Origin of the sequence: Pseudomonas weihenstephanensis, assembly GCF_001043055.1 — a bacterium.
Taxonomy (GTDB): domain Bacteria; phylum Pseudomonadota; class Gammaproteobacteria; order Pseudomonadales; family Pseudomonadaceae; genus Aquipseudomonas; species Aquipseudomonas weihenstephanensis.
This window is the reverse complement of sequence record NZ_JYLF01000014.1, coordinates 1-12,890: the sequence shown is the minus strand read 5'-3', so window position 1 is coordinate 12,890 and position 12,890 is coordinate 1. Positions and strand designations below refer to the sequence as shown.

General features: G+C 57.5%; 16 protein-coding genes. All 16 read left to right on the top strand.

The window, feature by feature from the left end:
• Positions 1-356 (top strand): phage major capsid protein (locus tag TU86_RS21830; protein WP_048366410.1); only part of this gene is annotated, 356 nt, incomplete at its 5' end.
• Positions 357-409: 53 nt separating this feature from the next.
• Positions 410-769 (top strand): hypothetical protein, encoded by a 360-nt coding sequence (locus TU86_RS21825; protein ID WP_048366409.1) that lies wholly within the window; start codon positions 410-412, stop codon positions 767-769.
• 1 nt (position 770) lies between these two features.
• A complete protein-coding gene (locus TU86_RS21820; protein ID WP_048366408.1) occupies positions 771-1,094 on the top strand; it encodes a head-tail connector protein in 324 nt (107 codons plus the stop codon).
• Positions 1,095-1,436, top strand: coding sequence for a phage head closure protein (locus tag TU86_RS21815; protein WP_048366407.1), 342 nt, complete (start codon positions 1,095-1,097; stop codon positions 1,434-1,436).
• Positions 1,429-1,902, top strand: coding sequence for an HK97-gp10 family putative phage morphogenesis protein (locus TU86_RS21810; protein ID WP_048366406.1), 474 nt, complete (start codon positions 1,429-1,431; stop codon positions 1,900-1,902). Before TU86_RS21815 ends, TU86_RS21810 begins: the two co-directional genes overlap by 8 nt.
• Positions 1,902-2,267 carry a DUF3168 domain-containing protein gene (locus tag TU86_RS21805; protein ID WP_048366405.1) on the top strand — a complete coding sequence of 122 codons (366 nt, stop codon included), beginning with the start codon at positions 1,902-1,904 and terminating at the stop codon, positions 2,265-2,267. Before TU86_RS21810 ends, TU86_RS21805 begins: the two co-directional genes overlap by 1 nt.
• Before the next feature lie 56 nt (positions 2,268-2,323).
• Positions 2,324-2,815 carry a phage tail tube protein gene (locus tag TU86_RS21800; protein WP_048366404.1) on the top strand — a complete coding sequence of 164 codons (492 nt, stop codon included), beginning with the start codon at positions 2,324-2,326 and terminating at the stop codon, positions 2,813-2,815.
• 9 nt (positions 2,816-2,824) lie between these two features.
• Positions 2,825-3,175, top strand: a complete 351-nt coding sequence (locus TU86_RS21795) for a phage tail assembly chaperone family protein, TAC (RefSeq protein ID WP_048366403.1) — start codon at positions 2,825-2,827, stop codon at positions 3,173-3,175.
• A 29-nt stretch (positions 3,176-3,204) separates the two neighbouring features.
• Positions 3,205-3,465 (top strand): phage tail assembly protein T, encoded by a 261-nt coding sequence (locus TU86_RS21790; RefSeq protein WP_048366402.1) that lies wholly within the window; start codon positions 3,205-3,207, stop codon positions 3,463-3,465.
• Positions 3,466-3,579: 114 nt separating this feature from the next.
• Positions 3,580-3,924, top strand: coding sequence for a hypothetical protein (locus tag TU86_RS21785; RefSeq protein ID WP_157395935.1), 345 nt, complete (start codon positions 3,580-3,582; stop codon positions 3,922-3,924).
• Positions 3,925-3,980: 56 nt separating this feature from the next.
• The gene (locus TU86_RS21780; protein WP_048366400.1) at positions 3,981-7,409 is read left to right on the top strand and encodes a phage tail tape measure protein; all 3,429 of its coding nucleotides are present in this window, start codon (positions 3,981-3,983) and stop codon (positions 7,407-7,409) included.
• On the top strand, positions 7,406-7,750 hold the full coding sequence (locus tag TU86_RS21775; RefSeq protein ID WP_048366399.1) for a phage tail protein: 345 nt from the start codon (positions 7,406-7,408) through the stop codon (positions 7,748-7,750). The genes TU86_RS21780 and TU86_RS21775 overlap by 4 nt, the downstream gene beginning before the upstream one ends.
• Positions 7,751-7,804: 54 nt before the next feature.
• Entirely contained in the window at positions 7,805-8,506 is a 702-nt protein-coding gene (locus TU86_RS21770; protein ID WP_048366398.1) for a phage minor tail protein L, read from the top strand.
• A gap of 2 nt (positions 8,507-8,508) precedes the next feature.
• Positions 8,509-9,291 carry a C40 family peptidase gene (locus tag TU86_RS21765; RefSeq protein ID WP_048366397.1) on the top strand — a complete coding sequence of 261 codons (783 nt, stop codon included), beginning with the start codon at positions 8,509-8,511 and terminating at the stop codon, positions 9,289-9,291.
• A complete protein-coding gene (locus TU86_RS21760) occupies positions 9,288-9,875 on the top strand; it encodes a tail assembly protein (protein ID WP_048366396.1) in 588 nt (195 codons plus the stop codon). Before TU86_RS21765 ends, TU86_RS21760 begins: the two co-directional genes overlap by 4 nt.
• 56 nt (positions 9,876-9,931) lie before the next feature.
• Positions 9,932-12,890: TipJ family phage tail tip protein (locus TU86_RS21755; RefSeq protein ID WP_048366395.1), on the top strand; the 2,959-nt coding region annotated here is incomplete at its 3' end.

Sequence of the window (12,890 nt, the reverse complement as noted above, 5' to 3'; positions counted from 1 at the left end):
CCGAGTTTCCGTCTACCGGCATCGTCCTTAACCCGATCGACTGGGCAGCCATCGAACTGCTCAAGGACAGCGAGAACCGCTACATCATTGGCAAACCGCAAGAAGGCACCTCGCCGCGCTTGTGGAATCTGCCAGTTGTCGAGACTCAGGCCATCCTGCAGGACCAGTTCCTGTGCGGTGCCTTCAATCTTGCGGCGCAAATCTTCGACCGCATGGGCATCGAAGTACTGATCTCCACCGAAAACGACAAGGACTTCGAAAACAACATGGTCACCATTCGCGCTGAAGAGCGACTGGCCTTCGCGGTATATCGCCCTGAAGCCTTCGTCACCGGCCCGCTGACCAAAGCCCCTTAACCCGACCTCAGCAAGCGGCTCAACGGCCGCTTGCCTTTCACGGAACAATGACCATGGCCCGTACATCCCCCGCACCCGCCACAGAAACCCCTGATACCGCAAAAGAATCACCCGTCGCTCCCGAGTCGGCAACGGCGCCAGATCTGGGCAAGCCTAATCCTTCAACCGCGAACGAATTATCGCAATCCCCTGTGCTGCCCCACTCACCTGCTGAGCCTGAACCAACTTCGGCGCCGCAAGCCAAGCAGGAACCGCTCGATCAAAGCGGCATGCTCACCCTCTATCCACTGCGCAGCTACCTGGATGGCAAAGACATCAAGCGTGCAGGCGGCGAGGGTTACCAATCGCCCAAACACGACGCTGCGCTACTGATCGCCAAAGGCCTCGCCACGCTGACTGATCCAAGAGGCTGACATGACCGTCATCGATATCGACGTGGCCATGCAGCACCTGCGTGCAGAACCCGAAGATCAGGCCCACGTCGAAATCCTGCTGGCCGCTGCTGAAGACGACGCGATGAAGTTCCTCAATCGGCGTTTTTACCGCGATAACGACGCCCTTGAGGCGGCGATCCTGGAGGGCGCGGCAGGCACGGCACCGATGCTGATTTCGCCTTCGGTACAGGCTGCATGCTTGCTGATCGTGGGCCGCTTATTTGAAGAGCGCGAAGACGGCGAGGCACTCCCAAAGGCATCGCGCGCTTTGCTGACACCTGACCGTGTGGGCTGGGGGATCTGAATGAAAGCCGGACGATTGCGCCACCGCGTGGATATCCAGTCCAAAGTCAGCGGGCAAGACCCGGTAACCGGGGAAGTTATTGAGGGCCAATGGGTCACGGTATGGGCCCGGTGTCCGGCTGCTGTCGAGCCACTCAGTGCCCGTGATCTGTACGCCGCTCAAGCGGCACAGTCCGAAGCCATTGCGCGCATCACTATTCGCTATCGCAAAGGGGTGTTGCCGGCCATGCGCATTTTGCACCGTGACAAGGTGTACAGCATCGTCGGTCAGCCGTTGGCGGACGCGCAGTCGGGCCTTGAGCACTTAACCCTTCAGGTGACCACCGGAGTGAATGATGGCTGACGGCATGAACTTCGATATTCAGGGATTGAATGGTGTAGTTGGCAAAATGCGCACCTTGGGGCCGCGCTTGCGCAAGAAAGGCCTGCGCAAAGCCGCGCGCGCCGCCATGAACATCGTGCGGGATGCGGCCAAGGCCAACGCTAAAGCCATTGATGACCCGCAAACGCGGGAAAAGATATTCAGAAACATCATCACCCAGGAAGCGACCAAACAATCGCGCCGCGAAGGCGGGGTAGTGATGCGGGTAGGCGTGCGCGGCGGTGCCGGGTCAAACCAGCACAGCACCGATGCCTCCGGTAACCCGGGTGGCGACACCCGGCACTGGCGGTACATCGAGTTTGGTACCGAGCACATAGGTGGCCAGCCGTTTATGCGCCCAGCCTTCTCCAATAACGTCAGTGCGGTGACTGAACGCTTCGTGACGACCCTCAACACTGAAATAGACGCTTTGCTCGGAGGTGGTTGATGTACGCGCCGATCTTCGCTGTGTGCGCGGCTGATCCGGCTGTCACAGCATTGCTAGGTTCTTCGCCGCTCAGGATTTACCCGTTCGGGGAAGCCCCCGAAGGCGTGCCCAAGCCCTACATGGTGTGGCAAACCATCGGCGGAAGCCCTGAAAACTATTTGGCCCACCGGGCAGACATTGATGGCTTCGGTTTGCAGATCGATGTCTACGGGCTTTGCGTGACACAGACCCGTGACGTCGCCAAGGTGATCAGAAACGCCATTGAGCTGAAGGCCACCATCACGCGATGGGGCGGCGACTCGCACGACCCGAAAACCAAAACCTACCGCTACAGCTTCGATGTGGACTGGCTGGTACCGCGCTAAACCATCACCGACCCCCGGCCCGCCTTGAGCGGGCTTTTTCGTTTAAAGGAGACACCATGTCCATTCTCACCCAGGGCACGCAGGCGTATGGCCTTGTTCAGGCGGTGGCCGGTACCGGCCCGCTGACTGTCATGGAGGTGGAGTGCATCACCACCTTCGACCCGGCAGGCGCACCGGCAGAACAAATCGAAGACACCTGCCTCAGCGCCAAAGAGCGCAGCTACAAAAAAGGCTTGCGAACGCCGGGGCAGGCATCGCTCGGTTTGAACGCCGATCCCAATAACGCAAGCCATGTGCGCCTGCATCAACTGTCCGAGGCTGACGGTGACACCACCATCAAATGGGCCATTGGCTGGTCGGACGGCACCGATGAACCGACCTTGAACACTGAAGGCGACGATTTCGAATTACCGACTACGCGTACCTGGTTCATCTTTGAAGGCTATGTCGCGGACTTCCCGTTCTCCTTCGCGGCCAATGCCGTGGTGGCCTCGACCGTTTCCATTCAACGCTCCGGTGGGTCCTCCTGGATTCGCAAAACCAAGTAAGGGATTCCCATGAATTTGAAGCAACTGAAAGCCAAGGGTGGGGTGGTAGATGCCACCCTGGTGAAGAAAGAGGTCACATGGAAGCATGTGGACTCGAAAACAAAAAAAGAAGTCACTGACAAATTTACCGTGCATGTGCGCCGACAATCGTTTGGTGTGATTGAGCGTTTGTTTGCGCCAGGCGAAGCAGAGCAAAGCCGCAACGCCAAATACATTTCGGCCTGTGTGCTACTTGGCGCAGAGGCCGACGAAACGATGAGCTACGAAGATGCGTTCAGCCTGGAAGCCTCGCTTGGCTTTGCCATTCTCAACGCAGTAAATGAAGCCAACGGCACCGGGAAGGAACAGGCAAAAAACTAAGCGCCTCCGACGAGTTCTGGCATGAACTGGTGCTGAACAATATCGGAGGCAACTCTGTTGCTGAAGCCAAGGAACGGCTGACCCATCATGAAGTGCTGGGCTGGATTGCCTACCGCGAGAAATACGGGACGCTTGACCGAAACCGGCGGCTTGAGCGGCATTTCGCCATGCTCACACATCTCACCAGTCGTGTGGCGGGTGGGAAGGCTGAACTCAAGGATTATATGATTTACAGCCAGCAGGCGGTTGCTGTGATTAGCCTGGAGCAGGCGGTCGAGGCTTGGGTTTGAGTCTGTCGGTTTGGAGTACTACTTGCCTCTGCTTTGGCCTCTGATTTGCGATGATGCTAAATTGCCTGATTTTATAAGGAGAGGCAGGTCATGCGGATAAGGACTAATTTGTTCATGGGGCTGACGGTACTGGTTTCTGGAGTTACTTGTGCGGAAATAACCCCAGCACATATTTCCATGAAGCTTATATCTTACGCATCATTTGCTGAGGCTAGTGTGTGCCATGTTGAGTCTGTACTCTATGGGAAGATTTTTGAGCAAAGGGTTAATGGTGTAGAGAAAAATATAATTCAAGAGAAGCTTCAGGTTGAAAGCGCTCCGAATATAAAAATTTTAGTGGATGCAATATATGATTATCCGCTGGCAAGCTTGCAAAATGCGGAGCAATTTTATAAGCAGTGCGTTAGTAAGAAAGAAGTTGAAATAAATAAGCGCATAGCCACAATGTCTGTCAATTAAATCGTTTGTAATTAAAGCCCGCTTCTGCGGGCTTTTTGTTATCTGGAGAAAAGTTAATGGCCTCGCGCTCACTTGGCACGCTGACGCTCGATCTCATTGCGCGCATCGGCGGCTTTGAGCAAGGCATGGATCGCGCGGCTCGCTCGATCACTCGAACAAGCGCAATAGCCGGTGCGTCATCGAAAGAAATTATCACCCTTCAAAACAGCTTCAGATCCCTGGCAAGCGTGGCCGCGAGTATTGCAGGGCCACTGGCTGCGGCGTTTAGTGTTAAGGGTGTTTATGACATGACAGAGTCCTACGGGACTCTTACAAACCGTCTGAAGTTGGTGACAAGCGGGTCTGCTGAATTGGCCGCAGCACAAAAGGCCGTTTTTGAGGTTGCTCAAAGCGCCGCCCAACCACTTGCTGCTACAGCAGAGCTTTACCAGCGTATCGCTACCAATCAGGACGTCCTCAAGCTCTCTGGAGAAGGTGTTGCCGGAATCGTCGGCACCATCAGTAAGACGCTGGCCATCTCGGGCTCATCAGCTGCTTCAGCGGATGCCGCGCTTGTCCAGTTAGGTCAAGCGTTTGCGGCGGGTACGTTGCGGGGCGCAGAACTAAACTCTGTGCTGCTACAAGCACCTGCACTTGCTCAAGCTATCGCTGCGGGCATGGGCAAGACGGTTGGCGACCTCAAGGGGTTGGGGGAAGCTGGGAAATTGACCGCTGATGCCGTTGTAAAGGCACTGCAAAGTCAGGCAGGTGCCGTGGAAGAGCTTTTTGCGAAGACGGCAACCACGGTTGGCAATAGTTTTACGAAAATCGGCAACTCATTGACCCACTTTGTTGGCGAGCTGGACCACGCCACAGGTGCAAGTAACGCGCTGGCTGATAAGTTTGTGGGTGTCTCAAAAATCATTGATGACAGCCTGCCGGCCTCTTTGGCGCTAATTAAAAATAACTCAGAAGCACTCTCTCAAACGCTGACAACTGTTTTATACGTGGCACTCGGGCGTATCGCGGGGGGGTACGCTGCCAGCGCAAGCGCCGCAGTTGCAAATTCGGTAGCGGTAGGGCGATTAACGGTCGTCAACCATGAGGCAGCCGTCGCCGCAGTGCGCAAAGCTGAGGTGGATCAGGTTTCCGCTAAAAATGCTCTTCAGCTTGCCCGGATGAACGTTTCTTTGGCGGTGTCTGTGAAGGATGTAGCGATTGCGGAAAAGGCTTTGGATGCAGCAAAAACCAAAGCTCTGGCCATGAGCGTCAAACTTTCGCAAGCAAGGGGTCTGGAAGTTGCCGCGAACACTGCGGTGACCGCCTCAACAACAGCAAGTGGTGTTGCTATGGGGTTTGCTACCCGAGCAGCTACCAGCTTAAGAGTGGCAGCGTCTGGTCTACTTGCCCTTGTCGGTGGCCCGGCAGGCCTGCTGTTTATTGCGGGGGCGGCTGCACTTTCATTTGTAGACTGGGGTAGTAAATCCCAGAAGCTTATGGGTGACTTGAGTGATTTAGACGGCACAGTTGACCAGTTGCGTCAGAGTTTCATTAAGCTGAACGAAGATCAGCGGCGCGCAAAGGTAAGCGACTGGCAAGACAAGCAGCTCGGCGCAACAATGGCAGTTAAGGAGGCATATGATGACCTTGAGACCTCAATTAAGTCGTCAATGGTCAGCCTGTCCAACGTAAAATCGCCTGATCATTTAACACAACTGAAAGAATTCGAAGTGTTGTCAACACAGCTCACGGATGCTCGCATTCGTGGGGAGTCTCTGACACCGATTTTGGACGGTCTCGCGAGCAGATCGGGGGTGAAACCAGGAGCAGCAAAGGATTGGGTTGAGCTAGCAGGAAAAGTGAGTGATGCCCAGCAGGTTCTTGATCAAACCACTGATCGCCTGAACATGCTTAGCGGTGCTCTTTCCAATAATACAATCGAAACGCAGCTTAACAGCCAGTCTAAAGACGGTATGACCTCCGCGGGCCAAAAATATCTGGCTACGATGCAGGCTCAACTTGCAAAGCTCCAAGATAATAATGATGCCGTAAAAGAAACTATTCGATACTTGGCAGAGCATACAGATTTTTCAGAAGCGGATCGGGTTGCTATTCTCTCTAACGCTTATGCACGAAAAGCCCAAACTGAAGCCAACAAAGCTGGCACCAGTAGTTTGAAATCTTATGCATCCGAAGTTAAAAGCAATCAAAAAACATTTGACGATGCGCAAGAAAATTATCGGCGGCAAATCGAGTTAATTAACACAACAACTGACGCACAGAAAAATGCGACGGAAGTAGAAAAACTAGCGTTCGAGGTGTCCAATGGCAAGTATGCGGCGCTGAGTGAAAAGCAGAAGAAGCTACTCGAAGGCAAGGCAGCTGAGCTTGATGTACTAAAACAACTGCAAAAAGCTAATTTGGACGCTAAGAAAATCGCCGCGTTTCAGTCGAGTGTTCGTGAAAGCAACCAAACGGTACAAGATGGTTTTAAGCAAGAGCTTGAGGGATCAGGCCGAGGAGATAAGTACAAGGCTCGCCTTAAGGAAATGCTCGCTTTAGAGCAAGATTTTAATAAGCAAAAGCGCGATTTGACCTTTCAACGCAATAACGACGATATCAGTGAGGATATCTACAAGAAAGAGACCGCAATCCTCGATGATGCCCTGGCCACCCGCCTTGTCATGCAGCAGGACTATTACAACCAGGTGGATGACGCCCAGTCCAACTGGATGGACGGCGTAACCTCGGCGTGGGAAGACTACGTCGATGCAGCGCAGAACTACTCGGCGATGGCGGCGGATGCTACCTCATCCATTCTGGACAACGCAAAGGGCGGCTTGAGTAACTTTCTGTCCGATGTCATGAGCGGCGCTAAGTCAGCTGACGATGCCCTGGGTGATATGGTCGCCAACTTCGCTAAATCCACTTTGCAGGCCCTGACGGACATGGCCGCGCAATGGCTGGTGTATCAGGCGGTTCAATTGGTGGTGGGCAAAACCACGCAGGCCAGCGCAGGGCTCGGAATGGTGGCCAACGCACAGGCAACGGCGTTTCAGGCCAGTCTGGCTGCATTTGCCAGTACGGCTGCTATTCCGGTGGTAGGTCCTGCTATGGCACCGGCTGCCGCACTCGCCGCTGCCACAGCCACCGCGCCAATGGTTGCTGGTGTCGCCAGTGCTGCACTGACCGGTATGGCCCACAACGGCATGGACAACATCCCCCGCGAAGGAACCTGGTTGCTGGACGGAGGCGAGCGGGTGCTCAACCCCAACCAGAACCGCGACTTTACTGAATTCTTGAATAACGAGCGTGCCGGTAATGGCGGGGCAGGCGCAAACCCTATTGTCATAAATGCCCCGGTCTCGGTTCAGGCCCAAGCAGGTGTCAGCGATCAGGATGCACAGCGGCAGGGCGAAATGATGGGTCAGGCACTGACCAGTGAAATCCGCCGTGTGCTTCAGGATGAAATGCAGCAAGGCGGGCTGTTTTGGAGAAGACCATGACGGAGACTTTCAACTTCGATCTACGCCTCGGCGCCACGGGCGACATCGACCAGCGCACCTGGGAAAACGATTTTGGCGACGGCTATACCCAAGCAGGTGGTACGGGCATCAACACTCGATCCGACAGTTGGGACGTGAGCAAAACCGGCTACTTAACGGAAGGTTCTGAGTTGCGCGCGGTTAGAGACTTTCTTGACCGGCATGAGGGTTACAAGTCCTTTACCTGGACGCCGCCCGGCGGTGTGCCGGGGCAATACCGGGCCAAAGGCTACAAGCTCAATGCCATGGGGGCCGGGCTTTTCAGCCTCAGCGCTACCTTCAAGCAGACCTACAAACCCTGATGCTTTCCTTTACCCAATCCCGGCCTGTGCGGGATTTTTCGTTTCTGGGGTTCCATGAATTACACCGCCGACATTCAAAAGCTTGAACCGGGTAATCAGATCCGGTTGTTCGAGCTGGACGCAACACGCTTGGGCGGCAACCTGTGGCGCTTTCACGGGCATGCGCAGGAGGCCGACATCATCTGGCAGGGCCAGCTTTACTCGCCGATCCAGATCACGGCCAAAGGTTTTGATCTGCGTGGCGATGGGCGTCCGGCATCGCCCACGTTGCAGGTGGCTAACGAACTGAATGGTGTGCGCGGCGCAATATCGGCCATCTGCCTGCAACTCAAGGACTTGGCCGGTGCCCGAGTGCGGGTGATCGAAACGTTCCGCCACTTTCTGGACGCGGCCAACTTTCCCGACGGCAACCCGCACGCCAGTGACCAGGCCAAGATCAACCTGTGGCACATCGAGCAAAAGACCGATGAAAGCCGTGACCAGGTGACCTTCAGCCTGTCGAGTCCGATCGACATGGAAGGGCAGATGCTGCCCTCACAGCAGATCACCAAACTGTGCCGCTGGGCCTGTCGCGGGCAGTACCGCGGTGAAGCGTGCGGCTACACCGGCGCTGGCATGTTCAGCAAAAAAGACGAACCCACCGACAACCCTGCGCTTGATCGCTGTAGCGGCCGGTGGGGCAGTTGCAAACTTCGTGGCAACACCCGGCGCTTCGGCGGCTCGATGGGTGCCAGCCTGATCGCCAGTTCGAGGTAGTCATGCGCATCAGTAAACACTTGCAGGGCGACATCTGCGCTCACGCCGAGCGTGAGTATCCTGCCGAGGCCTGCGGGCTGTTGATCAAAACCGCTGCGGGGCGTGAGTACCTGCCTTGCGCGAATCAGGCCCGCACCCCACGGGAGCACTTTCAAATCGACCCACATGACCTGGTCGCCGCTGAAGATCGCGGTGAGCTGCTGGCCATCATCCACAGCCACCCTGACAAGTCGCCCACGCCGAGCATGGCCGACCGGGTCAGTTGCGAGCTGCACGCCTTGCCGTGGGGCATCGTGGGCTGGCCGGGCGGTGAGATGGAATGGTTTAAACCCTCGGGCTTTGAGGCGCCCCTGCTGGGCCGCGACTTCTCCCACGGCCTGCTGGACTGCTGGGGCGCATGCCGCGATTGGTATGCCCGCGAAGCCGGGTTGCAACTGCCTAACTTCGAACGCCACGACCTGTGGTGGGAGGACGAACACGGCCCAAGCCACTACGAAGACAACTTCATGGCCGTGGGCTTTGAGCGTGTCGACAGCCCACAGCGCGGTGATCTCTTGGTGCTGCAAGTGCCGACGCTGGGCCGTCCGTGCTTTCACCCCAACCATGCGGCGATCTACCTGGGGGATGAACCGGCTTTCACCAGCGAACCCGCCCCCACGCTCGGCGGTGCTGGCCCATTCATTTACCACCACATGCCCGGTCGCCTGGCCAGCCGTGAAGTGTTCGGCTGGTCACAAGCCAATCGCGTGCGCCTGATTCTGCGACACAAGGACTACCGACCATGACTATGCGCACCATCCGCCTCTACGGCGTATTGCGCCGCCAGTTCGGCAAGGAATACCGACTGGATGTGCACCATGTGCGCGACGCCATCAGCGCCCTGTGCAACCTCAAGCCGGGCTTCGAAAAGTTTCTGCGCAACGCCGAGCAACGCGGCCTGGTGTTTGCGGTGTTCACCGGCCGCAAAAATATCGGCGAAGCCGAGCTGGACCTGCGTGGCGTCGATGACAGCACCATTCGCATTGCGCCGATCATTCAGGGCAGCAAACAGTCAGGCATCTTTCAGGTGATCCTCGGCGCGGTACTGATCGTGGCCGGATTTGTCTCGGGAGGCACCACCGTGCCCATGGGCATGGCGTTGATAGCAGGCGGGGTCGCCGTGGGGCTGGGCGGGGTGGTGCAAATGCTCTCGCCCACGCCGAAAACCGGCATGAACAATGGTAACGAAGACGGCAACAACCCGAGCTACGGGTTCGGCAGCGCGGTCACCACCATTGCCCAGGGCAACCCGTGGCCGCTGCTTTATGGCGAGCGGGAAATCGGCGGCGCCGTCGAATCGGGCGGCATCCGCACCCAAGACCAACTTTAAGCCGCCACGTACACCCAAACCCGCCTCGGCGGGTTTTGTCATTTAGGGAGTCTTCAATGACCGCAGTTGCACGCAAGCGCATGCCTGTCATGGGCAGCAAGGGCGGCGAGGCCAAGGCCAAAAAACCCAATATCGCCGCCAATGGCGTGCCGTCACTGGCCACGGTGCGCATGGTCTACCTGTGGAGTTGGGGCCCCATCGTCGGGCCGGTGAATGGCCCGAAGTCGATCAAGCTGGACGGCACGCCTTTAGTGTCCGAAGACGGGACTGAAAACTTCCCCGGCGTGAAATGGCAGTTCCGCAACGGCGAATTGAATCAGGAGCGTCTTGAAGGACTGACCGAGTCCAACAACGAAATCAGCGTTAACCGCGAACTGCTGAGCACCGCCCCTTACCTGCACAGCATCAGCAACACCGTGGTGGACGCGGTGCGCGTGCGTTTTGGATGGCCACAACTGCAAAGCCAGGATGCCAGCGGCAACATCAACACGGTGCGCATCGATTACAGCGTTGAGGTCTCCACCGACGGCGGCCCTTACGCCACGCTCTTGAGCGCGTTCGTTGATCGCAAAAACGTCACCAAATACGAGCGTTCGCACCGCATCGAACTGCCAGCTGGTAACCGCTGGACCGTGCGCGTGCGCCGCCTGACGCCCGAGGCTGGCAGCTCGACGGTGCAAGACGGCATGCTGCTGGAAGCCATCACCCAGATCGTCGACAGCGATCAGGAATACCCGCTCACCGCCGTCAGCAGCATCGAGTACGACGCGCAGCAGTTCGGCGGCAGCATCGCGAAAATCGCCGTGCTGATGCGTGGTCGTATCGTGCGGGTACCGGCGAACTACGACCCGCACACCCGCACCTACGCCACGGGCGGTACCGGAACCAGCAACGGGGTGTGGGACGGCACGTTCAAAGAGGCCTACACCAACAACCCGGCGTGGGTGTTTTACGACCTGGTGCTCAACCCTTATTACGGCTTGGGCGAGCGCATCGATGCCACCATGATTGATCGCTGGGCGCTGTACCGCATCAGCCAGTATTGCGACCAAATGGTGCCGGACGGTCGCGGCGGTACCGAACCGCGCTTTACCTGCAACCTGTACCTGCAAAAACAGGCCGAGGCTTACGCCGTGCTTCAAGACCTGGCATCGATCTTCCATGGGTTGGCTTTTTGGGATGGCAACCAGATCACCGTCAATGCCGATATGCCCATGGACCCGGTGTTTAACTACAACCCGTCGATGATCCTCAACGACGGCGCCATCAACTACAGCGGCACCCGTTGGCGCGACCGACACAACCTTTCAATCGTGTCGTGGGACAACCCGGACCAAGGGTTTGCGACAGAGAAGGAACCGGTGTTCGATGAAGACGCCATGGCCGAGACCGGCACCGTGCGAGAAATGTCGCTGGAGGCCTTCGGTTGTACCTCACAGGGCCAGGCGCAGCGCGCGGGCAGTTGGGCGTTGCTCACCGAGCAGCAACAAATGCGCGGCGCCACGTTTAGCGTCGGGCTTGATGGTCAGATCCCCAAGCCGGGACAAGTCATCTCGCTGGCCGACCCGATGTTGGCCGGTCGCGCCAACGGTGGACGTATCAGTGCTGTCGCGGGCCGGGTCATCACCCTGGACCGCGACATCGAGGTCCCTCCAGGCGCGCGCCTGCACTGTAACTTGCCCAGCGGCAAAGCGGAGGGCAGGGTGATCAAGTCAATTAAAGGACGACAGATCACCGTGATGGCCGATTACAGCGAGCAGCCCGAGCCAGAACTCGCCTGGGCGCTCGATTACGATGACCTCAAACTGATGCAATTCTACGTGCGCAACGTCACGCGCCCGGAATGGCACCAGTTCCAGCTGGAAGTGATCCAGCACGAACCGAGCAAATTTGACGCGATCGATTACGGCACCGTGCTCGATGATCGCCCCATCAGCGGACTGCCGGCCGGCACCCAAGATGCGCCTGCGCGGGTGCTGCTCAGTCAGCATGTGGTGATCGAGCAAGGCTTGGCTACTACCATCATGACCATCGCCTGGGACTCTGCTCCGGGCGCCGTGGCCTATGACGTCGAATGGCGCTGGGGTGCACGGGAATGGGTCAAGATCCCGCGTACCGGCGAACTGGCCGTGGACGTGCGCGGAATCTACGCCGGTCAGTACATGGCCCGCGTCAGGGCCGTGAACGCGATGCAGGTGGCCTCATTACCGACCAGCTCGATGATGACGGACTTGGAAGGCAAGGCGGGTAAACCACCGGCCATCACGCACCTGACCACTGAAAGCCTGGTCTACGGCATTCGCTTGAACTGGGGCTTTCCACCGGGTGCAGAAGACACCCAGCGCACCGAGATCTGGCAGAACACGGCCAATGATCGGGAGTCTGCGACCAAGCTTGGCGATTACGCTTACCCGCAAGCGCGGCATGAACTGCAAAACATTGTGCCCGGTACCAGCGTGTTTTTCTGGGCGCGGCTGGTGGACCGCACGGGCAATGTCGGGCCGTGGTTCCCGGAAAAGTTCGGGGTTAATGGCCAGCCAAGTTCGGACCAAACGGAATACGAGAAGTATTTTGCGGGGCAAATCGGCACCGGCGCGCTTTACCCCGAGTTGAGGAAGGACATTGAACTCATCACCGGTGATGGCCCGGGTTCGGTCAAGGAGCTGGCAGGGCAGGTCAAGGAATTGGGTGACAAGGTCGAAGGCGTGGTCGACACCTTCATTTACGATCCAAAGCAGACCTACAAGGTCGGCGAAAACGCTCGCGAAGGACGGCACATCTATCAAGCGCTTCAAGACGTGCCGCTCGATACACCGCCGCCCAACCCGGTCTATTGGAAGGACATCGGCGAGATCCTCGAAACCGCCAATGGCCTGGCCTTTCAGGTTAACCAGAACACCACCCACATCGATGATCTCGACGGCAAGGTCACGGCGTCAGCGTCATCGCTGGAAGCCTTGCGGGCAGCCGCGCGCGCCGACACAGGCGAGGGCGAGTTGGCCGACGCCCTCAAGA

Bases quoted from the DNA above. Each gene is read 5' to 3' on its own strand.
- TU86_RS21825 (WP_048366409.1), top strand. From the start codon at position 410: ATGGCCCGTACATCCCCCGCACCCGCCACAGAAACCCCTGATACCGCA.
- TU86_RS21820 (WP_048366408.1), top strand. From the start codon at position 771: ATGACCGTCATCGATATCGACGTGGCCATGCAGCACCTGCGTGCAGAA.
- TU86_RS21815 (WP_048366407.1), top strand. From the start codon at position 1,095: ATGAAAGCCGGACGATTGCGCCACCGCGTGGATATCCAGTCCAAAGTC.
- TU86_RS21810 (WP_048366406.1), top strand. From the start codon at position 1,429: ATGGCTGACGGCATGAACTTCGATATTCAGGGATTGAATGGTGTAGTT.
- TU86_RS21805 (WP_048366405.1), top strand. From the start codon at position 1,902: ATGTACGCGCCGATCTTCGCTGTGTGCGCGGCTGATCCGGCTGTCACA.
- TU86_RS21800 (WP_048366404.1), top strand. From the start codon at position 2,324: ATGTCCATTCTCACCCAGGGCACGCAGGCGTATGGCCTTGTTCAGGCG.
- TU86_RS21795 (WP_048366403.1), top strand. From the start codon at position 2,825: ATGAATTTGAAGCAACTGAAAGCCAAGGGTGGGGTGGTAGATGCCACC.
- TU86_RS21785 (WP_157395935.1), top strand. From the start codon at position 3,580: ATGGGGCTGACGGTACTGGTTTCTGGAGTTACTTGTGCGGAAATAACC.
- TU86_RS21780 (WP_048366400.1), top strand. From the start codon at position 3,981: ATGGCCTCGCGCTCACTTGGCACGCTGACGCTCGATCTCATTGCGCGC.
- TU86_RS21775 (WP_048366399.1), top strand. From the start codon at position 7,406: ATGACGGAGACTTTCAACTTCGATCTACGCCTCGGCGCCACGGGCGAC.
- TU86_RS21770 (WP_048366398.1), top strand. From the start codon at position 7,805: ATGAATTACACCGCCGACATTCAAAAGCTTGAACCGGGTAATCAGATC.
- TU86_RS21765 (WP_048366397.1), top strand. From the start codon at position 8,509: ATGCGCATCAGTAAACACTTGCAGGGCGACATCTGCGCTCACGCCGAG.
- TU86_RS21760 (WP_048366396.1), top strand. From the start codon at position 9,288: ATGACTATGCGCACCATCCGCCTCTACGGCGTATTGCGCCGCCAGTTC.